General features: G+C 43.0%; 20 protein-coding genes. 9 read left to right on the top strand and 11 right to left on the bottom strand.

The genetic code is table 11. From position 1 onward, the window contains the following. Window positions 1-16 precede the first annotated feature (16 nt). The 3 genes from ACYX4M_RS02140 to ACYX4M_RS02150 form a co-directional block, all read right to left on the bottom strand. A complete protein-coding gene (locus ACYX4M_RS02140; protein WP_476081698.1) occupies window positions 17-334 on the bottom strand; it encodes a putative signal transducing protein in 318 nt (105 codons plus the stop codon). A 133-nt stretch (window positions 335-467) separates the two neighbouring features. Beyond that, on the bottom strand, window positions 468-1,580 hold the full coding sequence (locus ACYX4M_RS02145; protein WP_476081699.1) for a PilT/PilU family type 4a pilus ATPase: 1,113 nt from the start codon (window positions 1,578-1,580) through the stop codon (window positions 468-470). An 8-nt stretch (window positions 1,581-1,588) separates the two neighbouring features. Next, complete coding sequence (locus ACYX4M_RS02150) at window positions 1,589-2,632, bottom strand: type IV pilus twitching motility protein PilT (protein WP_476081700.1); 1,044 nt, start codon at window positions 2,630-2,632, stop codon at window positions 1,589-1,591. A gap of 27 nt (window positions 2,633-2,659) precedes the next feature. Between ACYX4M_RS02150 and ACYX4M_RS02155 the strand changes: the two genes are divergently transcribed. The 4 genes from ACYX4M_RS02155 to ACYX4M_RS02170 all read left to right on the top strand — a co-directional run bounded on the left by ACYX4M_RS02155 (window position 2,660) and on the right by ACYX4M_RS02170 (window position 5,359). Continuing rightward, on the top strand, window positions 2,660-3,346 hold the full coding sequence (locus ACYX4M_RS02155; protein WP_476081701.1) for a YggS family pyridoxal phosphate-dependent enzyme: 687 nt from the start codon (window positions 2,660-2,662) through the stop codon (window positions 3,344-3,346). 76 nt (window positions 3,347-3,422) lie between these two features. Further along, a complete protein-coding gene (gene proC, locus ACYX4M_RS02160; protein WP_476081702.1) occupies window positions 3,423-4,244 on the top strand; it encodes a pyrroline-5-carboxylate reductase in 822 nt (273 codons plus the stop codon). 20 nt (window positions 4,245-4,264) lie between these two features. After that, a complete protein-coding gene (locus tag ACYX4M_RS02165; RefSeq protein ID WP_476081703.1) occupies window positions 4,265-4,801 on the top strand; it encodes a YggT family protein in 537 nt (178 codons plus the stop codon). A 111-nt stretch (window positions 4,802-4,912) separates the two neighbouring features. Next, a complete protein-coding gene (locus ACYX4M_RS02170; RefSeq protein ID WP_476082839.1) occupies window positions 4,913-5,359 on the top strand; it encodes a DUF4426 domain-containing protein in 447 nt (148 codons plus the stop codon). A 288-nt stretch (window positions 5,360-5,647) separates the two neighbouring features. On the opposite strand, the gene ACYX4M_RS02175 is transcribed toward ACYX4M_RS02170, so the two are convergent. From ACYX4M_RS02175 to ACYX4M_RS02185, 3 genes are all read right to left on the bottom strand, one after another. Then, entirely contained in the window at window positions 5,648-5,950 is a 303-nt protein-coding gene (locus tag ACYX4M_RS02175) for a hypothetical protein (protein WP_476081704.1), read from the bottom strand. Window positions 5,951-6,369: 419 nt separating this feature from the next. Beyond that, window positions 6,370-7,041, bottom strand: a complete 672-nt coding sequence (locus ACYX4M_RS02180; protein WP_476081705.1) for a hypothetical protein — start codon at window positions 7,039-7,041, stop codon at window positions 6,370-6,372. A 134-nt stretch (window positions 7,042-7,175) separates the two neighbouring features. Continuing rightward, on the bottom strand, window positions 7,176-9,452 hold the full coding sequence (locus tag ACYX4M_RS02185) for a winged helix-turn-helix domain-containing protein (RefSeq protein WP_476081706.1): 2,277 nt from the start codon (window positions 9,450-9,452) through the stop codon (window positions 7,176-7,178). Window positions 9,453-9,732: 280 nt separating this feature from the next. Between ACYX4M_RS02185 and ACYX4M_RS02190 the strand changes: the two genes are divergently transcribed. From ACYX4M_RS02190 to ACYX4M_RS02200, 3 genes are all read left to right on the top strand, one after another. Next, window positions 9,733-11,508: a DUF885 domain-containing protein gene (locus tag ACYX4M_RS02190; RefSeq protein ID WP_476081707.1), complete on the top strand. Its 1,776-nt coding sequence runs from the start codon at window positions 9,733-9,735 to the stop codon at window positions 11,506-11,508. 226 nt (window positions 11,509-11,734) lie between these two features. Then, window positions 11,735-12,229 carry a hypothetical protein gene (locus ACYX4M_RS02195; protein WP_476081708.1) on the top strand — a complete coding sequence of 165 codons (495 nt, stop codon included), beginning with the start codon at window positions 11,735-11,737 and terminating at the stop codon, window positions 12,227-12,229. 125 nt (window positions 12,230-12,354) lie between these two features. Then, complete coding sequence (locus ACYX4M_RS02200; RefSeq protein WP_476081709.1) at window positions 12,355-14,376, top strand: oxidoreductase; 2,022 nt, start codon at window positions 12,355-12,357, stop codon at window positions 14,374-14,376. A 29-nt stretch (window positions 14,377-14,405) separates the two neighbouring features. Here the strand turns inward: ACYX4M_RS02200 and ACYX4M_RS02205 are convergent, their stop codons facing one another. The 4 genes from ACYX4M_RS02205 to ACYX4M_RS02220 all read right to left on the bottom strand — a co-directional run bounded on the left by ACYX4M_RS02205 (window position 14,406) and on the right by ACYX4M_RS02220 (window position 18,855). Beyond that, a complete protein-coding gene (locus ACYX4M_RS02205; protein ID WP_476081710.1) occupies window positions 14,406-15,566 on the bottom strand; it encodes a tetratricopeptide repeat protein in 1,161 nt (386 codons plus the stop codon). Between the two features lie 96 nt (window positions 15,567-15,662). Next, the gene (locus ACYX4M_RS02210; protein ID WP_476081711.1) at window positions 15,663-15,998 is read right to left on the bottom strand and encodes a VOC family protein; all 336 of its coding nucleotides are present in this window, start codon (window positions 15,996-15,998) and stop codon (window positions 15,663-15,665) included. A gap of 201 nt (window positions 15,999-16,199) precedes the next feature. Further along, entirely contained in the window at window positions 16,200-18,044 is a 1,845-nt protein-coding gene (locus tag ACYX4M_RS02215; RefSeq protein ID WP_476081712.1) for a DUF885 domain-containing protein, read from the bottom strand. A 169-nt stretch (window positions 18,045-18,213) separates the two neighbouring features. After that, on the bottom strand, window positions 18,214-18,855 hold the full coding sequence (locus ACYX4M_RS02220) for a glutathione S-transferase family protein (protein WP_476081713.1): 642 nt from the start codon (window positions 18,853-18,855) through the stop codon (window positions 18,214-18,216). Between the two features lie 356 nt (window positions 18,856-19,211). Between ACYX4M_RS02220 and sodC the strand changes: the two genes are divergently transcribed. Continuing rightward, entirely contained in the window at window positions 19,212-19,754 is a 543-nt protein-coding gene (gene sodC / locus ACYX4M_RS02225; RefSeq protein WP_476081714.1) for a superoxide dismutase [Cu-Zn] SodC, read from the top strand. A 103-nt stretch (window positions 19,755-19,857) separates the two neighbouring features. Here the strand turns inward: sodC and ACYX4M_RS02230 are convergent, their stop codons facing one another. Beyond that, window positions 19,858-20,292, bottom strand: a complete 435-nt coding sequence (locus ACYX4M_RS02230) for an OsmC family protein (protein WP_476081715.1) — start codon at window positions 20,290-20,292, stop codon at window positions 19,858-19,860. Between the two features lie 422 nt (window positions 20,293-20,714). Here ACYX4M_RS02230 and msrA point away from each other — a divergent pair, with 422 nt between their 5' ends. Further along, the gene (gene msrA / locus ACYX4M_RS02235; protein WP_476082840.1) at window positions 20,715-21,326 is read left to right on the top strand and encodes a peptide-methionine (S)-S-oxide reductase MsrA; all 612 of its coding nucleotides are present in this window, start codon (window positions 20,715-20,717) and stop codon (window positions 21,324-21,326) included. The last annotated feature ends 22 nt before the right edge of the window (window positions 21,327-21,348 follow it).

Raw genomic sequence — 21,348 nt, forward strand, 5'->3', positions numbered from 1 at the left:
TTTAGTTCCTGTCCTTTTACTTTTCCACGCCACACTGCCAGCACACATCGAAAGCGCTGCCGTTTTCCTCACCACACGCATTACACCGCCAGTCTTCACTGCTGTTATTTGTATTACGTGATTTGTGAACGATGGCCTCGATAACTTTCGACGCTCGCGCATACCAGCTATCGTCGACGAGCCATACTTCCTGCTGAGAATCCTGCCAAGGCAGCTCTCCTATAGCACCACTAGCAAATTCATTTTTTACCATGTAGGGGATAGACAGCGCATCGAGTTCGCTGCGAACCGCTTGCATTTCAAAAGCGTCTTGTGAGGAGAAAAGTTTTTTCAATGACTATCCTATTGCAAAAAATATTGCATACCGCGTAGAGCTTATACGAAAAAGCAGCCCAAGGGCTGCTTTTTGATTAATTATCCAGGTACCACTTTTTCAAAGTTTAACTTCTGCACTGAAAAAGCAGCGTCTAGTCATCCATATCAATAGATACGTTAGACAAGGTGCCTAAGCTAGAACCGTCGCTAGTATCAAGCTTGATCATTAAACGCAGATCGTTGGGCGAGTCGGCGTGGTGCAGCGCTTGGTCCATGTCAATCTTACCCGCTTTGTACAAATCATACAGCGCCATATCAAAGCTCTGCATACCCTGCTCTTTTCCTTTTTTCATTGCTTCTTTTAACGCGCCTATTTCATTGCGCTGAATAAGATCGCGCACTAACGGCGAGTTAAGCAGTATTTCTATTGCAGCCACCCTGCCTTTGCCATCTGGCGTAGGCACAAGTTGCTGTGCCACAATAGCGCGGATATTTAAGCTTAAATCAAAACGCAGCTTATCGTGCTGATCTTTAGGCGCCAAGTGCATAATACGCTCTATGGCTTGATTCGCGTTGTTGGCGTGAAGTGTGGCTACACACAAATGACCTGTATCAGCAAACGACATGGCATATTCCATGGTTTCCATTGAACGAATTTCACCTATCAGAATAACATCAGGTGCCTGACGAAGTGAGCTCTTGAGTGCATCGTCAAAGGACTGGGTATCAATGCCCACCTCACGCTGCGTGATAACACAATTTTTATGCTCATGTACAAACTCGATAGGATCTTCAATGGTCAATATATGCCCGTGCGAGTTTTCATTTCTGTGCCCAATAAGTGCAGCCAATGACGTGGATTTACCAGTCCCCGTTCCACCAACAAATAGAACAAGACCGCGTTTAGACATAATAATTTCTTTTAGTACTCGCGGCAGACCCAAATCATCCGCTTTGGGAATTTGAGTAACGATGCGGCGAATCACCATGCCCGCTTGGTCACGCTGCCAAAATGCAGAGCAGCGGAAACGACCAATGCCATCGCGAACGATAGCGAAATTACACTCCTTCGATGTATGAAATTCGTCTCGCTGCTTTTCGGTCATCGCTTCGTGAACCAGTGCGAGCGATGCCTCTTCCGATGTGGCACTTTCTGTCACTGGTGTCAGTTTGCCGTTGATTTTGGCACTTACCGGAAACTCAGCCGTTATAAATAAATCCGATGCGTTGGTATCGACCATTTTTTGTAATAGTGAATCTAGCATAATGGCCTCTAGAAATTACTCATTGACTGTTTATCTACTGACTTTGCCGCCGCATCTTCTTTGCTTATAACGCCCATAGCTACCAATCGCTGTAAGCATTGATCCATGGTTTGCATACCATGTGCTTGCCCGGTTTGAATAACCGAGTACATCTGCGGCACTTTATCTTCACGAATAAGGTTTCGTATAGCTGGGATACCCACCATGATCTCGTGGGCAGCAACACGGCCCCCACCTACTTTCTTAAGTAGGGTTTGCGATATAACCGCGCGTAGCGACTCCGATAACATTGAGCGCACCATGGCTTTTTCCTCTGCTGGGAAAACATCAATGATACGGTCAATGGTTTTCGGTGCTGAATTGGTGTGTAGCGTACCAAACACCAAATGGCCTGTTTCTGCAGCTGAAATCGCAAGGCGAATGGTTTCTAAGTCCCGAAGCTCACCAACCAAAATTACATCTGGATCTTCACGAAGGGCTGAGCGCAGGGCGTTATTAAACGAGTGCGTATCACGGTGCACCTCACGTTGGTTAACCAAACTAAGTTTATTGTCGTGAACAAATTCAATCGGGTCTTCGATAGTTAGAATATGTTCGCGTTTGTGCGTATTGATATGGTCAACCATGGCCGCAAGGGTGGTACTTTTACCCGAACCTGTAGCGCCAGTGACTAGCACTATACCGGTAGGCTGATTTATGATGTCTTTGAAGATTTCAGGTGCACCGAGGTCATCTAAGGTCAGCACCTTGCTAGGAATAGTACGCAGCACCGCTGCGGCCCCGCGATTTTGAACAAAGGCATTAACACGAAAACGAGACAATCCGTTTACCTCGAAAGAAAAATCGGTTTCTAAGTTTTCTTCGTACTCTTTGCGCTGCATGTCATTCATAATCTCATAAACAAGACCATGTACTTGCTTGTGATCGAGGGCAGGCACGTTAAGTTTACGCATCTCGCCATCTACACGAATAATTGGTGGTAGGCCCGCTGATAAGTGTAAATCTGAAGCGTTATTCTTAACACTGAAAGCCAAAAGTTCGGTAATATCCACAACCACTTCTCCAAAACAAGGTGAATAATGCAAACAATAGCAGAAAGACTAGATTCCGCACGAAGAGGAATAGACCAAGCCGCTAATAGTGCACATCGTCCACCAAATTCCGTTAAATTGCTAGCGGTTAGCAAAACAAAACCCGTATCAGATATCATTGAAGCGTATGAAGCGGGACAACGAATGTTTGGCGAAAACTATGTGCAGGAAGGTGTTGAAAAGGTTCAGGAACTTTCCAGACTCGAAAATATTGAGTGGCATATGATTGGGCCTATTCAGTCAAACAAAACCAAAGTAGTAGCCGAACATTTCGATTGGGTACAGTCAGTTGACAGAGAAAAAATAGCCCGCCGGCTAAATGAGCAACGCCCCGCGTCAATGCCACCATTAAACGTATGTATTCAGGTGAACATTGATGATGAAGGCAGTAAGTCTGGCGTAGCGCTTAACGAATTAGCGTCTTTAATTGAGTTCGTAGTGTCACAGGAGCGCCTTTGCCTACGCGGTTTGATGGCTATTCCCAAGGCTAACCCTAGTGAAGAACAACAGCGCGCTACGCTAACTAAGCTAAAAGAATTATTTGACCACTACCATACATCACTGAGCAATTTTGATACCCTATCCGTAGGAATGAGTAGTGATATGGCAGAAGCAATTCAACATGGCTCTACCATGGTTCGAATCGGTACCGCTATTTTCGGAAAACGTACTTAGCCATACCTATCGTGCTGAGCTTTTAACGATTAGCTATGCTACACAGACTTAAATGCAATCAACAAATAGGATTTACATGCAACAGAAAAAATTAGCATTTATTGGCGCGGGTAACATGAGCCGCAGCATCATCAGTGGTCTTATCAAATCTGGGTACGCTAAAGAGAATATTCTTGCGGCGAACCCGTCTACTCCAAAGTTAGACGGCCTTAAAGCCGAGTTTGGTATTCACACCACGCAATCTAACGATGAAGCTTGCCAATTCGCTGACGCCATTGTGCTTGCGGTAAAACCACAAATTATGGGTGATATGTGCGGCGAACTGCAAAAAAATAACGACCTATCAGGTAAGTTGTTTATGAGCATCGCAGCTGGTCTTCCCGTTGCCAGATTACAAGAGATGTTAGGCGGCGAATACCCTGTTGTTCGCATTATGCCAAATACACCTAGCTTATTAGGCAAAGGCATGTCGGGTATGTATGCCGACGATACAGTTTCTGATTCTGACAGACAGTATGTAGACGATGTTATGAACAGCGTGGGCGAAACCGTTTGGGTAGAAAAAGAAGATGGCATCAACGGTGTTATTGCCGCAGCAGGCAGCAGCCCAGCCTATTTCTTCTTGTTCCTACAAAACATGCAAGAAGAAGCCATGAATATGGGGTTTGATCAAGCCCAGTCACGCCTTATGGTGCAGCAGGCCATGTTAGGCGCAGCCGAAATGGTTTGTAACAACCCAGACCTTGAATTAAGCGAGCTTCGTGCCCAAGTTACGTCTAAGGGCGGCACTACCGCAGAAGCCGTTAACACTTTCATTAATGAAGGTTTAAAAGATATTGTCAGCAAGTCGATGCGGGCTGCCGTAGCGCGTGCTGAAGAAATGGCAAAACAGCTATAACGTTTTAGGAAAAACACAACATGAATGCAACGGTATTTTTGGTTGATACCTTATTTAGCCTTTATTTGATGGTGGTTATCCTGCGCCTTTGGTTACAAATGGTTCAGGCAGACTTTTATAACCCAATGAGTCAATTTGTAGTAAAAGCAACCCACCCTATCGTGGGGCCGTTGCGCCGTGTTATCCCTTCAATCGGCAGATTCGACACCGCAACCTTTGTATTGGCGGTAGCGGTATGCGCGCTTAAACTCATTACTCTTGGACTTATGTTTGGCGGTAGTTTAAACCCCGTTGGCATAGCCATCTTATCGGTAATTGGCGTGGTAAAAGAAGCCCTATCGCTAATGTTTTGGGTATTGCTGTTGCGCGCTATATTGAGCTGGGTATCGCAAGGTCAGTCTCCGGTTGACTATGTTCTTTATCAGCTTACCGAGCCGTTTTTAGCGCCAATACGTAAAATTATTCCACCATTAGGCGGCTTAGACTTATCGGTGCTTATTGCCATTATCGCATTACAGTTTTTACAGCTTCTGATCCAAGACACTTTCCCCATGTAAACAATGTTTGCTACAGACATTAAAGGTGAAACATTAGGTTATACAGAGTCCGGCAGCGGGTACGCCCGCTGTTTTGTAAAAGATAAATATGAAGGCAAAGTAAGGTCTATGATGAGTAACATAAAACAAATTAAGAAAGGGTACGTGGCCCTGCTTGTAGTAGCTATGGCTTGCTTAAGCTTCTCTGTACTTGCCGAACAGAAACAAACGCTTGGTGAATGGGATGTACACTATATGGTAGTCAGTACGCCTTTTTTAACGCCTGAAGTTGCGGCTAATTACGGTATTGTAAGAAGCAAGTTTAACGCACTGGTTAATATCTCTGTGTTAGATAAAGCATCGGGTGAAGCGCAGCGTGTAGACATGACAGGAACAGCAAAAAACCTGCTCGGCAACTCGCGAAAGCTAACCTTTAAGAAAGTGGAAGAGGGCGATGCTATTTATTATCTCGCCGTGCTGCCATTTCGCGATCAAGAAACGTTCAGGTTTGAGATTGATGTTCAAAAAGGCGCTAATAAACAAACGTTAAAATTTCAACAAAAGATGTACGTAGACTGATAGTTAAACAAGATTTAACCTTCGCGCAATAATGTGTGTTGCTTTGCAAGTTACCTCGATAATCAACCTCCCCCTCTCTGCTAACAATCCTAGAGAGAGGGGTTCATAGTGACAGCCCCTATTTCAGAGCATTACCCTTCGGCACTCTTATTTCTTGCGACTTTATATATCTCATGCGCTCATTATCAGCCCTTATCATTCGTTGAAAAACGTTACTTAATTTACTTCGGTTTGTAACGTTCGGTGTTTACAAATTTTATATTTGTATTGTTCACTGTTTTTCGAACCTTACTCATTTTCTGTTTCTTTCAACAAAGACGCTTTATCACCAACGTCCGTTGCTACTTCTGATTGGATTTCGGGAGTTTTAGAGGCTGATGTTTTTTTAAGGCCCGATAGTTCTTGAGCTCCACTTGAAGAGACCGTTTCATAATTGAGGTCATCTTTGAAAAAAAGACAATAAGTTCGCTGAGATATCATGTATTCTTCAAAAGAATGATTCGTTAAAGGCAATTGACTTGCTTTAAGACCATGAACGCAAGATATAGCAGCAATCAATATTCCCAATTTAAGTTTCAATTTACTAAGCATCTCTGACTCCATTTTTGAACAATACAAATCGTTAAAAACGGGGAGTAGGATTGCTCCTTCAAACGATAAAAACCTTAAAAATTACTGAATTTTTTCTAAAGAATATATCCAAATTCCCTTTTAGAAAAAAGCGCTGCTAATTTACACTACGATCTTCTGATATTTAGACCCCATAAATTAGATCTGTATGGTTTATATGACCAATGGAAAGATAATCGTAAAGCAATATTGTTATGCCCCATTCCGGACGTTGCTGTTATCCAATCAAGAAATGTTCGGCCGACTACTGAGCATAGGTAACATTGCGATACTTACTGTAAAATAAAGAGAGCGGTTTTGACGCCTAACGACTAGCGTTGATTTCCATTTTCTGTTGAATTAACGCAGATAAAACTACATTGTCTTATCTGCATCATCGGCTATCTACCGTTATTGAAGTTGAATAAGGTCCCCGTCACGTCCCCTGACTCAGAGGACACTAGACTTCCACCCGCGGTATAGTGGTCATCAGTAAATTTCCCTTCCATTTCGTCGAAGCGGTTAAAAGCAATAGTGTAGGTAGTCACTTTATATGCCACATTATTAGCACACTCGCACATTGATACGGTATTTATGGTATACACACCGTCAGCAACGTCATTCAACTCACCAATTTGCGTTGCGCCATCTTGGGACACTACGTCAACTCGCTCACCATCAATGGCTCGCATCATTAACAGTTCATCTGTGTTTTGAGAATAAGGCTGTATTTTAAGCGCCCATGTTCCTTTATACGCCGAAGGCCAAGTGTTTATTGAATTACCCCGAGGCAAATTCACGACAGGCACATCTTGCACGGGTGGCGGCGTTTCAGATTTCACTGGCTTCTTGGGCGACACGGGACCAGGTAGTATAGGCCTAACAGGTACAGGCTCAGGTACGTGTTTTTTTGAAGGTAAGCCCGTCGACGGCATGCTAGTGGTGTAATAACGCTTTTTAAGCACCTCATAGTAGTCATCAATATACAAGGTAGAAAGTGGAGCCGATGAAGCCTCAAAAGCTCCTGCCAACAACCCACCTACCAATGCCATTTTAATGATCGCGTTTTTCATAACTTTTCCTTTTCATTGATGGCTGAAATGCAGCCAATAAAACCGATACTTCGAGGAAAAGAATGAAATACCCCCTAGTTTTTATCTGGAAAAAAATAGGAAATTAATATGAATTTTTTCTCTTTTATCGTTTGCTAGAGTCGCCACATTAGCGAACTATTCAATGAATCGAGCTTGCGTTGGTATCGCTTTTTCAACTCAAGAAAGCGTTTATCTTCGTCGAGCAAAAGAAAAGCAGGACTATCAAAATAGGCGTAGTATCGCCCAATGGGTATGACATCCTCGCCATCAACGAGTGACTGTAACAGCGTTAAGGCATGTTCAACATCGCCCAATAGCGCTGAATATTCCGCGTTAAAAGAAATTGGCATCTCTTTTTCACTGAAAATTGCGGCTATCTTCGTATTTATCTCATCTAATGAAAGTATTTCATTGTCATGTTGTGCAAGATGAATCGCAGTCAGTAAGTTTAGCGACGCCAAATTTGAAAATCCCCCGCCGTTTAACTCACCAGCAATAAGGTCTTCAAAGAGGGCTTTGTGAGCACCTAATAAATAGCCGGGCAACAAATACAACGCTTGTCCAATCATTGCTCGAATATAGGGCGAGCTTACATGAGTATTTTCCACGCCATTCAAATGTGATAGCAATCCAGGAATATCTTTTTCGTGAATAGCTTTAGCGAACGACAGATGAAAGCAATCAGTTTCGGTTAACGTTAGCGACACCAAGTTTTCTTCGCATAACGCCCATATATTCGTTAAATAGTCTTTTCTGTCAGCGGTTATTAGCACGCTCAAATCAAGCATCAGCGTTTTTATTGGCGGACTATCTGCACGTGTTTGACTTGTCCAATCTAGCGTTTGCTGATACTGCCCAGACATTGTGGCCGATAGTGCTTCCATCCATGCTGTTGTAGGGTCTTGTGGCGCTATTTCACGCATTTTTGTAAACACTGTATGCGCTGCTTTTTCATCACCAAGCAGTAAGTTGACAAACGCAAGTCCGCCGTAAAGCCGATAGGAGAGAGGATGGGTCGCAATACCCTCTTTCGCAATGGCAAGGGCCTCTTTGTATTGATGGTTGATAGTCAGCAAATACGTGTAGTTAAAATAAAAGTTAAAACTTTTCTCACCCAACATTTTAGCCTCGGAAAAATGCGCTAACGCTTTTGGTATATCACCTCTTGCTGGGTCACTAATAAGTGGCATGTACAGCATACCTTCAAAAAAAGATAACGTGCTGCTCGAAACACCAAGATCTCGACTTCGCTTCAGAAAGGCCTGAGCAGAACCAATCACTGCTTTTTGCTCTTCCCCCGACGTTAAGTTCATCATCTCAAGATAATTACTTGTAATTGCCTCAACAATTAAAGGGTCAGCAGACGACTGAGCATTTGCCCTTATAAGGTAATCCTGAGCCTTTTGGAGAGCTTCAAGATTGTAATTCTGAGTTAGAATATCCATAGCTAACAGATAAAGTCGGTAAGCCTCTTCAGATTGAGGACTAGGCCCAATAAGCTTATGCTCAATTCCTAAATGTGCAGTGGTATTCATGACGAGGTCATTAACTGCACCCTGTATGTTCAATGACTCTACTGTTTTGCTATCGGAAAAAAGTGTAAACCCCGAATCTACTTCAACGAGTCTATAGGTTACGGTATGGTTGTTTCCATCACGTCTTACAGCTCCCTCAAGAATAAGGTCAACGGGCGACAAGCTTCGAATTTCCCTAAGGCTATGTTTATTGGTTTTAAAATAAGCACTCGACGTTCGACTCGCTACTTTGAAATTGTCAACGTGTGACAAATGTGTGAGAGATAACTCAAGTAGACCGTTTGCTAAGGTACGTTCATCTTTGTTATCACTGTCTGTCACGTCAAAAGGAATGACAAGTACTCGATATTCCTTCTGAGAATTGTCATCAAGGCCACTGAAAAATATTGTAACGAATGCTATCAAAACAGCTGGAAGGATGAGCAAATAAACAAACGGAGAACGCTTTTTCACACTGTGAGCTTGCACAGATTGTGTGGTCGGTAATTCGGGAGGTGCTTCTACAGCAGGGCTTTGCAACTGACAAATTTCTGTTAGTAGTGATAACTCAAGCCGATAACCTCGTTTAGGAACGGTTGTTATTATCTTCTTGTTTGTATCCAACAGCCGAGAAAGTGACTTTCGAAGCTCTGAAATGGCGCGAGAAAGCGATTCATCACCACCAAACCTATCAGCCCACACAGAGTCCAACAACTGATCTCTGGTCACTACAGCTCCATTACCTTGAAACAAGGTACAAAACACTTCCATAACCTTTGGTGAGAGCTTTTCAATGTGAGAATTGAATTTTAGCGTATTGGCTAAGGGGTCAATTGTTAATCCACCAATACTAAATTGACGATTTAGATCATTCATCCTTGAGGAGCAGAATCTTGATTTAGTTAATACTAAAGTAGCAACAGCAAGAGAGTTAGACAACTCCACAAAAGTATAAAAAGTCTATGTCGGCGTGACAATTCCCGTTCCTTTCATTCTTCTCCATAAATACATGTTCTTCTGAAACTACGCGCTTTCGATATTGCTTAGAACAGCTCTGGCAACCTCAATATTCAAGTATATTTCAAGTTTTTTTCAACTATCAGAATGTTGAATTATTTAAGCTTTATCCAGCTTTCTATTTCAATCTGAGAAAAAAATGAAAAAAATTATATTTTGGTTATTTAGCCTACTAGCGTTGATTGTTGTCGGGTTGAGCATTTTTGCTACTTACCAATGGCACACTGATAAACCACTATCTATGAGGGTGTTTTTAGACAGAGAAGTATTAAAACTCATGCTTTCAAGTCCTCAAACGAAGACCTCTTTAGGATTGCACTATTTGGGCATAGATAAGCACAACTACACGCTAGATCTCGCTGATAGGCTAACAATTATCGAAAAACTCCCTGACCTTGCTGCCATTAAATCGACAGTACTACAGTATAGCGACCTATCCGACCAAGAAAAAATAACGCAAGATGCTGTTATTCAATTACTTGATAGCCTGCAACCACTTCAATCTTACAAATATCATAACTACCCTCTCGATACATTTCATGGGTTACACAGCCGTTTTCCTAAATTTATGACCAACGATCACCCTATTGAAGATAAAAGTGATATAGAAAGCTATATAGCACGCCTTAAAGATAGCGAGCGATATTTTGACAACGTTATTAAGGGTGTGCGTCTGAGAGAAAGCTTAGGCATAGTCCCACCATATATAGTTATCGAAAACGTGTTGGGGCAACTTTCAAAATTTGTTGCTCCGGCAGTTGACGAGCACATGCTGTTAACGACGCTCAATACAAAAATGCTTACGCTAGACGAGCTAGAGCACGATGAAAAACTAGCATTCTATCAAGAAGCAAAAGATGCTATTTCCAACTACGTTTACCCCAGCTACGGCAAAATGATAGCGTTGTATGAGGCGCTTTTAGAGGTAACGCCAGAAGGCATCGGTTATTGGCGCTTACCAGATGGAGAAAAAGCCTATGAGGCTTACCTGCAATTTTTCACTACGTTAGATACAACGCCAAGCGATGTTTTCGCAATTGGCGAAAATGAAGTCGCTCGAATCCAAAAACAAATGCTCGATATTCTCGTTAAAGATTTTGATATTCAACAAACAACGTTCTCTCAGTCTATGAATTCGTTTTTATCAAACGAAGCACTCTACTTTACTGACTCGCAAGAAGGTCGACGGGCGGTACTAGATGCAATGCACGCTGAAAACGAAAAAATGAGAGCGCTGTTACCACAATTATTTTCTTACCCTGACGTGCCCGAATTACAGTTTATTCGAAGCCCACTACTTACTGAGGAAAATGACTCCCTAGCGCGTTATAGCAACAATTCTGTCTTGGTAAATTTAAGTGATATGAGGGCGCTACCTAAGAGCAGTTTGCCGGTATTAAGTTTTCATGAAGGGATACCGGGGCATCATTACCAAACTTCTGTAACCAACGAGCTTGCGGGGCTTCCCTATATCATATCACAAACGCCATTTGGCTCTTATACGGAAGGATGGGCAATGTACGCCGAACAACTTGGTTATGAGCTTGGTCTTTACGAAACGCCTGAAGAAGTGCTTTCCTATCTTCAATACGACCTATTAAGAAGCGCAAGAATGGTTATAGATACAGGTATTCATATAAAGCGATGGTCCCGTGAAAAAGCAGTTGCTTATCTGATGACCGAAGCTGCACTAAGTCAAAACGAAGCCGAAATTGAAGTGGATAGAGCTATCGTTATACCTGGTTCTGGGCCAATGTACAAAATGGGGCAACTCAAAATATTGTCATTACGTGAGCAAATGAAAGCGAGACTGGGCGAAAAATTTTCGCTAAAGCATTTCCATGACCGAGTATTAGAAAATGGCGCCTTACCGCTTCCCTTACTTGAGGATTTATTATCTGAAAATACGGTGTAAAAATAGTAAGCCGTATGCTTTCGTGCCGCTTTAATATCTAAAGCGGCATCTTGCTAGCTGACATCTGAACAGAACCCAAGAAGAGCCGAGCACCCTCTTTAATCTTCAATTTATGACGGCTAAAAATATCAAAATTCAACTTTTTTTCATGTTTTTTTCAGTTTTAAGTTATTAATTCACAGTAACTTTTTCCACTCAACAACAATTCACACATGGAAAATAAATAATGAAAAAATTGACTTCTATATTTTGCATCGCGCTACTACTAAACGCGTTTAGTACCCTCGCATATTCTCAGGAAGATACTAAAGACAACAAAATATCTGATGATGAATGGCAAGCGTATCTTGACAACCTTGCCCCCGAGAAAAGTGAAATTACTGACTATTCAATGATGTTCTTTTTCGACGTTGAGGTTGGACAAGAAGATACCTTCAAAGAATTAGTTACAAAGTACTTCATTGAAGGCTCTAAGCTAGCCGGCGTGTCGGTTCCTACGCTTTATTCCATGACAACTGGCGAATATAGCTTCATGGTGATTTACCCTACCAACAATCCAGGAGAGGAATTCGAGTTTTCTAGAACGGTTGAAGACGTTAAGTTTATGAAATCACTTGCGAAACATTATTCAAAAGAAGAAGTAAAGAGTAGTTTTGACAAATTCTATTCTCTAATTAAGCGCAGTAAGAGAGTTATCATTGGTAAGGTTGCACCTTACTAACGGAACCAGTTAAGGGAGACCGTTCCCTGGCTCCCTTTTTCGGTTGCCAGACTATCTCGTGGGTCTGGCAACTTTTTCAATTAGTGTTAGCATCAAGCAAATTGAATAAATGAGTGCTAATAATAATGACATCACCCTACCCTCACTTACTTGAACCTCTAGATTTAGGCTTTACAACGCTTCGCAACAGAACACTAATGGGTTCTATGCACCTTGGCCTTGAAGAAGAGAAAGGCGGCTTTGATAAACTGGCAGCTTTCTATGCCGAGCGCGCCAAAGGCGGCGCAGGGCTTATCGTAACGGGTGGCATTAGCCCTAACATTTCAGGTTGGGTAGCGCCATTTGCTGGCAGAATGACCCGTTCTCGCCACGCGAAAAAGCACCGTGTTATTACTGATGCTGTGCATAAGGAAGACAGCAAAATTTGCATGCAAATATTGCATTCGGGTCGCTATGGTTATCATCCTCTTGCGGTGTCTGCCTCTCCAATGAAATCTCCTATCACGCCGTTTAAACCTAGAGAGCTGTCGTCTCGTGGCGTAAGAAACACAATTAAAGACTACGTTAAATGCTCCAGCCTAGCTCAGGAAGCGGGTTATGACGGCGTGGAAATAATGGGTTCGGAAGGCTACCTCATAAATCAGTTTTTCTGTGAACGCACCAATCATCGAAATGATGAATGGGGTGGAAGTTTAGAAAACAGAGCCCGCTTAGCTATTGAGATAGTTAAAGGTGTGCGCGAGAAAGTAGGTACTAACTTCATTATTATTTATCGCCTGTCTATGCTGGATTTGGTTGAAGGTGGCGCTAAGTGGGATGAAGTCGTGTACTTGGCTAAAGAAATTGAAAAAGCAGGTGCTACGCTTATTAATACTGGTATTGGATGGCATGAAGCCCGTGTTCCTACGATTTCCACTTCTGTACCTCGTGCAGCGTTTACCTGGATAACCGAACGCATGAAAAAAGAGGTGAATATTCCTCTTATCACCACTAACCGTATTAATACCCCTGAAGTTGCAGAATCGGTACTCGCACAAGGCCATGCTGACATGGTATCGATGGCACGCCCTTTCTTGGCTGACGCCCATTTTGTGGCCAAGGCCATGCGCAATGAGTCTAAGCTAATCAACACTTGTATTGCCTGTAACCAAGCTTGCCTAGACCATGCATTCGAACAAAAGCGTGCAAGTTGCTTGGTGAACCCACAAGCGTGCTATGAAACCGAACTTACCTTTACCCCTACTCAAAACAAGAAAAAACTAGCGGTTGTAGGTGCAGGTCCAGCTGGATTGGCATTTTCAATGTATGCTGCTGAGCGAGGGCACGACGTACACTTGTTCGATAAAGCCGCTGAGATTGGCGGGCAGTTTAATTATGCCAAGCAAGTGCCAGGAAAAGAGGAGTTTTATGAAACCCTGCGTTATTTTGACAATCAGCTAGCTCGCGTTGGCGTTACTGTTCACCTTAACACCGAGATTAACGCAGAAAGCCTTGTTGATGATGGATTTGATGAAGTGGTATTAGCCACCGGTATTAATCCTCGAACGCTTACAATTGAAGGGCACGACCACCCTAAAGTAATGAGTTATTTAGACGTATTGCGTGACCACAAGCCCGTAGGTAAGAAAGTGGCTATTGTTGGTGCTGGCGGCATCGGTTTTGATGTGGCAGAGTTTTTAGTTGAACATGAACACTTAGCCAAAGATAAGGATAAATGGCTTGACCACTGGGGTATCGATAAAGAGTATTCAACGCCGGGGGCGCTCAAACAAAAAGCGATAGAGCCATCAGACCGCGAAGTTTATTTACTTCAGCGTAAGACCTCTAAAGTAGGTAAAGGGCTGGGCAAAACTACGGGCTGGATCCACAGGCAATCATTGAAACATCACAATGTTCAAATGATTAATGGTGTGAGCTACGAGAGAGTAGATGATGAAGGGCTGCACGTGCTGATTAACGACACACCAAAAGTACTGTCTGTTGATAATGTTATTGTATGTGCAGGCCAAGAGCCCTTTAAACCTCTGCAGCAACCTCTAGAAGAGGCAGGATTTACCGTGCACATTATCGGCGGTGCTGACGTAGCAGCTGAACTCGATGCCAAGCGTGCTATTCGTCAAGGAGCAGAACTGGCAGCGAGAATCTAAGTGCTCAGCGAGCTACGGAAACTAAGTCATTAATTGCTATTTTGGATAGCCTTTAGCTTGGCGGTGTAAAGCGCTCTATTCTGTGAAGGCAGTGAAAGGGAGAGCGCTTTTTTCATCATATTTTCAGCTTTAAGCACCTTCCCCTGTAAAAAATAAGTCTTAGCCATAGCCGAGTAGCTTTCTCCCAGATAAGGGCCTGTAGCGATGGCTTTGTTGAACAACATTTCTGCCTCTGAAAGCTTGCCCTTCGCTAAAAATGCATTGCCTAAATCTATCCATCGATAAGGGTTGTCGTCGTCTGTTCTTAAATACATCCCCCCAATACGCGATAGTGTTTCCACGTCGCCTATTTTTTTAAGCAGCACTGCAAAATTCGATAGCGTATGTACCGACTGAATATGGTTTTCAATCGCGAATTCGTAAAGTTTTCGAGCTTCTACTTCGTAGCCGTTTGAACGGTAGAGTACAGCGAGAGAATTTAGCGTAGATGCATTTGTTGTAGTTAACTGCATTGCGCGATACAAATAACTGTAGGCTAAATCAGGGTTGTCACTCATCACTTCAGCAGACATATTTTGGTAATACATAGAGATAAAATCTGCCTCAGAGATATAAACTCCCCTGTCATCACGACTTGATGGAAAATAATCAATGATCGATCTTCCCCTAAAAACAATGCTATCGCCTGTTTTTTCGGGTTCAGGCCCTAAAATAATGCTTCGAACATGTGTAGACGTAGTGAGCGTGTTTCCAAACCGCCGATACAGTGGTGGAGTATGGACCTGTTGATAAACTACATCTAGGTTTGCGAGCCTGGCAAGCGCTGTAGTTAGCAGTGCAAGCGACATACAGTTTCCGTAACGTTTGTTTAATACATCTCGTGCTATTAGCGTGTCGCCTGCGTAACTGAAGTTTGAGACCAGATTTTCTAAGTATCTAGCGAGGCGAATATTAGGTGATGTGTGTGCTTTTGTGGGCGAATTATAATAAGAAAGAAAGTGCTGTTTTTGCTGCTCAGATAACGCAAAAAGTGCCTCGGGCTCTTCCACATCGACCAATGCGAATTCGCTAATCTGCCAATTGAAAGGAGCTAACTCGCTTTTACTCGGAGCTTTACTGGTCTTCGTACTCTGGCACGCAATGGTTGTCATCAATGCCATAACTATAAATAACAGTTTTGTTTTCAACATACTTTCCCTTTCTGACTTTCCCTCTATTTAAGAGTAATTGTTCAAAAAGCGCTTTACAAGTAAGACCCCAATCGTGATTAGAAGGGATTTTTTGAATTAAAATTGATCAAACATAATAGTGTTGCCGTCAGGGTCTTTAACAATAAAATGCCCTGGGCCACTGTCGCCTTTCACCGGCACCTCTAATGCAATGTCTTGCTCAACTAAACTCGCCTGAAGTACTCTAACATCGCTGGGGTTAAAAGTCATAATGTTGTCTTCAAACATACCTTCGAATAAGCCAATCATGGTGGTGCCGTTTTTCATCATTAACCATTTGTCTTCCACCGAGCCACATGAAGGCATAGCTTCAAAACCTAATGCTTCATAGAAGGCTTTCGATTTATTAATATCCTTGACCGTTAAACTTAATGAAAATAACCCTAACTCCACCTTGCGCTCCTTTAAACCTTTAGAAAAATTGTACAATTACTACTCTAGTGAAGCTATACGTCAATATCACTGCTATTGGTCGCAAAAATAGAAAAGCCAGTAATGACGAGCATTACTGGCTTTGTTTTATATATCAGCTTTTTGCCGTGCTTGACTTATCGCTGATTGCGCTTTAAACGGTTTAAACCAAGGCTTTAATCCTTAACTCTTTTGGCTAGCAATCCAGCGGTCAATTTTCTGCTCAAGAATAGTTAATGGAATACCGCCTGTATTCAGCACTTGTGCGTGGAACTCTCGAATGTCGAAATCGTCACCCAATGCCTTCTCTGCGCGCGCGCGTAATTCTTGAATTTTAAGCGCGCCCACTTTGTAAGATAGCGCTTGCGACGGGATCGCAATATAACGCTCTACCTCGGCCACAACTTCTGTGCGGGTCATGCCTGAGTTTTCGAGCATAAAATCGATAGCTTGTTCACGGCTCCAGCCTTTCGCGTGAATACCTGTGTCTACCACCAAACGCATGGCGCGCAGCTGTTCATCTTGAAGCGTACCGTAACGGTTCCATGGGTCATCAAAGAAACCCATTTCATAACCCAAAGTTTCTGAATATAACGCCCACCCTTCGCCGAATGCAGGAAGGAAGCTGAAGCGCATGAATGAGGGTAGCGCTTCATTTTCTTGCGCAAGGCTGACTTGAAAATGGTGACCAGGCGCACCTTCATGAAGGTACAAAGTAACGTTACCCGTCGTTAAACGACTAGGTAGGTCGTAAGCGTTAAAGTAGAAAGTACCAGGACGAGAGCCGTCTGGCGTGCCCGGCTGATAAGAACCACCTGCGCTAAATTGCTCAATTGCAGGATCGTAAGGTTTTATCTCTAGCTCAGACTTCGGCAATAACGAGAAGTATTGATCAATTTTCTCGTCTACTTCGCGACCAATATCATAATAGTTTTGGGTTAGTGCCTCGCGACTTTCAGGCTTGAATTTAGGGTCGGTGCGCACATAATCGAAGAACTCATTTAGGGTGCCTTCAAAGTTCACTTCATCCTTAATTTCAAGCATGTCATTTTTAATGCGCTTAACTTCTTTTAAGCCTAGCGTATGCAGTTCATCAGGCGTCATTGGCAGTGTAGTCGAACCTTCCACCATCAATTGATAAAGCTTTGCGCCACCTTTCATATCGCTAAGGCCAATGCTCTCACGGGCTACGGGAAGATACTCATCGCGAAGAAAATCGCGCATACGCGTAGTTGCATCGTAAATTTCTTGCGTCGCTTTTTCATACTCAGCGGTTAAACGCGCTTTTTCCTCATCAGAGAAACTTTCTGGGAACATTGTGATTGGCCCCCAAAATTGTGACTCTTTAATTGGGATAGCGAGCTGAGTATCAAACTGTTTTATCACTCGGTCGATAGTCAATTTAGTTTCAAGTACACCACTTTCCATGCCCTCGCGAAACTTGCCGATAGCACGATCTGAAATCGCGATATAATCTTTGTGGCGAGATAAATTATTTTCGTAATCTTCTACTGTTTTAAATGGCGCCGCGCCCTTTCCGCTTGCAAAGGTCGGATAGAAGGTGTGAAACCCGCTAAAGTGATTTACAGGACGTACTTCTGTAAGCGCTTCAATCTCGTCACTCGACATTTTTAGCGAGCGTTCTTCATTGTACTTAAATACATCGTAAGCAAGCTTGTCGGTGTCGCTTAGCTTACTGCGGTCAATTTGTTTAAGCTCTGACAAGTTGAGTAGCGTAGCGGTTTTTCCAGCTAGGGCGTGTGCATCGGTTAAGAAGTCACCCATTCTGTCGGCATAACGCATATCGCCACGGAAGATGGCCATAATCGGGTTGAGCTCAATATCACGCTGATCAGAAGCTGCAAATAGTGCAAAAAGCTTATCGTGCTCAGATTTTTCTTTTGACACTGATTCACTTTTTGGTGAGCTCTGCATATTTGCGTGATTGTGTGCATTGGCTGCCGCAGAGCTAAGGCCCAGTGCCATAGTTACTGCACTACTTACGAGTAGTGTTTTAAATGATTTCATTAGTGATTACCTTCTTGTTTTATTATCTCGCCGCTAGTATTACGCAAGCTTCTGTATCAGCCTTATCTTCTGCTTTTAGGTCAGCTTTTATATCAGCGGCGCTGTCGTTATATGTTTTTGCCCCCAATAACATAGCAAACTACTATTTGTTATTAGAGCCCCACCCGGATTACTCAGGCAAATGCGCCATCTCTTGTCGCCATGCTCTTTCATAAGCTTCACGGCCCAATACACGTTTCGCATAACCGGCTACATTGTCAGTTTTACCGTCTAGCGTAATATCGAGTTTACTGCCTTTCGCCCACGCCAAAATATGACCCGCTACCACATCGGCCATAGTGAACATGGCGCCGCAAACAAACTCTTTATCGCCAAGCATAGAGGAGAACACAGGCAGCACTCGCTTAAATTCCCACACTGCTATATCGCGCATTTGCTCAAGTCTCTGCTCTTTTGGCAAAGCAAAAGTGTGCTTTGCTAAATTCCAAATCGGCTGCTCTAACTCACTGGTAAGGAACATCATCATTTCTTCATATTTTGCTCGCTCAAAACTTCCTGGCTCCGGGATAAATTCATGCATGCCGTGTCTTTCAGCTAAAAAGGTGACAATCGCAGCAGACTCAGTCAAGGTGCCTTCGGGTGTCGCTAGGGCTGGAATTTTTGCCGCGGGGCTTATTTTTTTGTATTCCTCGGACAGGTGTTGCCCTTGTTTTAGGTCAACCAACTTGAATTCAAAAGGTAAGCCGAGCTCTTCTAATGCCCATGCCACGCGAACCGAGCGGGTTTTCGGATAACCGTAAAGTGTATACATGACAATGTCCTTTAAAAACCGATGTGGGCTAACTGTAAGTCGTATAGGGAAAAAGTGCCACCATCATATTGTTACTGAGTTTTACTGCTAAAGCACAACCCTCCCTGCGAACTATTTAGAAAAGAAGAAAAAGGGGCCGGAATTACGTTCGGTAACATTTTCACAGGAAAGCTATAAGCCTTTCACTTAATGTAAGTGAGTGGGGTTGGGAGGCTGAATGCAAATTCTTGCCTTAAGGTTATCGGTAAAGGGGTTGCAGGACCTTTTTACTCGTCTCGCTCAAACTGGTTTATTTTATGCTGAGTTAATCATGCTGTTTTTAGAAGTGAATCATTAAATTAGTTAAGGAGATTACTATGAGGAAGCGTTTACTTACTGCTATAGCGGGGTCTATTTCTCTAGTGCTAAGTGCTGGGAGTTTTGCCGGCCATCACGAAGAAGGAAAAGAAGTGATGATTAAAAACTTAGAAACTGGGCATTCAATCGGTACAGTTATGGTGAGTAGTCACGATGATGACGGCGTAATATTCACACCTAGGCTATCAGGGTTAACGCCGGGAGCACATGGCTTCCACGTCCATCAAAATGGGGATTGCTCTCCTGCAATGAAAGATGGGAAAAAGGTCTTAGGTGGCGCTGCAGGCGGTCACTTTGACCCAGAAAATACTAATAAACATAAAGCCCCATGGTCCGAGCGAGGTCATGAGGGCGATCTTCCTGTACTTTATGTGAATGAAGACGGTAAGGCTACTCAGCCGATTTTCGCGCCAGAACTTGAACTGGAAGATATTAAAGGTCGTGCGCTAATGATTCATGCCGGTGGTGACAACTATTCTGATTCACCTAAAAAGCTCGGCGGTGGTGGCAAACGCGTGGCTTGTGGTGTAATTAGCAAATAATGCATAGTTAAAACTAAAAGAGCGGCTTTTAAAAGCCGCTCTTTTTCATCACTAATTTTAAATAAAAAGCCCGTTTTCAAAACGGGCTACTACCACTCAATGATTAACTCTTGCTCAAACGATATTCTAAAGTGATATTGGCGTTTAGCAGTTGAGAAACAGGACAGTTATCCTTCGCTTCTTGAGCTATTTTTTCAAATTCGTCTTCGGTGATCCCTTCAACCTCAGCGTCTAAGGTCAATGCAGACTGAGTAATCTTAAAACCGTCGTCGTTCTTGTCTAGGCTGATTTTGGCCGTTGTATTTAATTCGCCGTCTTCATATCCTGCATCGGACAATGCAAAAGAAAGCGCCATTGTGAAACAACTCGCATGGGCTGCGCCAATTAATTCTTCGGGGTTGGTCCCTTTTTCATCTTCAAACCGTGTGTTAAAACCATAAGGTTGATTAGACAAAGCACCTGTTTCCGTAGAAATACTGCCCTTCCCTTTTTTGCCTAGTGGTTTATATGCTGCACTACCTGATTTGACTATCGACATATCATCTTTCCTTTCATTTTAACTAAACTGATTTTCATGTAGTTGGATAAGATGCAAGTGCTCTGCCGATCATAAGAAATCGCTCTATCCCTTGTCATAGCGGCTTTACAGCCCCGTCTTGTAAATGGTGGAATCAAAGACAGTTCCCTTTTTGAAAGAAGACTACAGAGTGAGATGAAAATTTTACTTACATCCTCCTAGTCTTTTTCTAAACCTATGATTTCGCGCCAAGCTTCGCAATGAACGCTTGTAGAAAATGTACGCTTGTAAAACAAAATCGAATTAACTCGCTGTACTGCGATGAAATTAATTTCAGCTTAAACCGTTCTTTATTTGTTAACCGTATATCTTCGCAAACTGGGGCCTGAAGAATTTAACGCGAAGGTCGCTACAACGTTAAACCAACACATAAAAGGTGAATGATGAAATTAACACTTTCTGCAGTTTTAATTAGCACAGCGTTGAGCGCTTCGATTTTTACGCCATCAACAAGTGCCGACGAGGCCATACTAGCTGGGGGCTGCTTTTGGTGCATGGAGTCTGATTTTGAAAAGCTAGACGGGGTTACTGATGTGGTGTCGGGGTTCACTGGCGGAAGCGCGCCAAATCCGACTTATAATGGCAACCACAAGGGACACTTTGAGGCGGTAAAGATCACCTACGACGGCGATATGCTTTCTTATAATGATATTCTCGATCATTTTTGGGTGAACATTGACCCTTTCGATGACCGAGGTCAGTTTTGTGATAAGGGACCCAGTTACTTAAGCGCCATCTTTGTAGCAAACGATAAAGAACGTGCTATAGCAGAAAAAACAAAAGCTGACGTGGTAGCCCAATTTCCCAATAAAAAGGTGGTAACGCCCATACTCGATGCTTCTACCTTTTATCCGATAAAAGGCGACGAAATTGGCCATCAAGATTTTTATAAAAAAAGTCCCGTTCGCTATAAGTTCTACCGATGGAACTGTGGGCGTGACCAGCGCTTGGAGGAAATTTGGGGCGAGAAAGCTTTGGGTAAGAATAAGTCTTAGCCCAGCGACTTAACATCTACGC

This window comes from Alteromonas sp. ABV4_150 (assembly GCF_056311745.1).

Coding starts and splice junctions, on each gene's coding strand:
- msrA (WP_476082840.1), top strand. CDS start 20,715: ATGAAATTAACACTTTCTGCAGTTTTAATTAGCACAGCGTTGAGCGCT.
- ACYX4M_RS02200 (WP_476081709.1), top strand. CDS start 12,355: ATGACATCACCCTACCCTCACTTACTTGAACCTCTAGATTTAGGCTTT.
- ACYX4M_RS02180 (WP_476081705.1), bottom strand. CDS start 7,041: ATGAAAAACGCGATCATTAAAATGGCATTGGTAGGTGGGTTGTTGGCA.
- ACYX4M_RS02190 (WP_476081707.1), top strand. CDS start 9,733: ATGAAAAAAATTATATTTTGGTTATTTAGCCTACTAGCGTTGATTGTT.
- ACYX4M_RS02145 (WP_476081699.1), bottom strand. CDS start 1,580: ATGCTAGATTCACTATTACAAAAAATGGTCGATACCAACGCATCGGAT.
- ACYX4M_RS02230 (WP_476081715.1), bottom strand. CDS start 20,292: ATGTCGATAGTCAAATCAGGTAGTGCAGCATATAAACCACTAGGCAAA.
- ACYX4M_RS02220 (WP_476081713.1), bottom strand. CDS start 18,855: ATGTATACACTTTACGGTTATCCGAAAACCCGCTCGGTTCGCGTGGCA.
- ACYX4M_RS02175 (WP_476081704.1), bottom strand. CDS start 5,950: ATGCTTAGTAAATTGAAACTTAAATTGGGAATATTGATTGCTGCTATA.
- ACYX4M_RS02185 (WP_476081706.1), bottom strand. CDS start 9,452: ATGAATGATCTAAATCGTCAATTTAGTATTGGTGGATTAACAATTGAC.
- ACYX4M_RS02170 (WP_476082839.1), top strand. CDS start 4,913: ATGAGTAACATAAAACAAATTAAGAAAGGGTACGTGGCCCTGCTTGTA.
- ACYX4M_RS02195 (WP_476081708.1), top strand. CDS start 11,735: ATGAAAAAATTGACTTCTATATTTTGCATCGCGCTACTACTAAACGCG.
- ACYX4M_RS02205 (WP_476081710.1), bottom strand. CDS start 15,566: ATGTTGAAAACAAAACTGTTATTTATAGTTATGGCATTGATGACAACC.
- ACYX4M_RS02155 (WP_476081701.1), top strand. CDS start 2,660: ATGCAAACAATAGCAGAAAGACTAGATTCCGCACGAAGAGGAATAGAC.
- ACYX4M_RS02165 (WP_476081703.1), top strand. CDS start 4,265: ATGAATGCAACGGTATTTTTGGTTGATACCTTATTTAGCCTTTATTTG.
- sodC (WP_476081714.1), top strand. CDS start 19,212: ATGAGGAAGCGTTTACTTACTGCTATAGCGGGGTCTATTTCTCTAGTG.
- ACYX4M_RS02215 (WP_476081712.1), bottom strand. CDS start 18,044: ATGAAATCATTTAAAACACTACTCGTAAGTAGTGCAGTAACTATGGCA.
- proC (WP_476081702.1), top strand. CDS start 3,423: ATGCAACAGAAAAAATTAGCATTTATTGGCGCGGGTAACATGAGCCGC.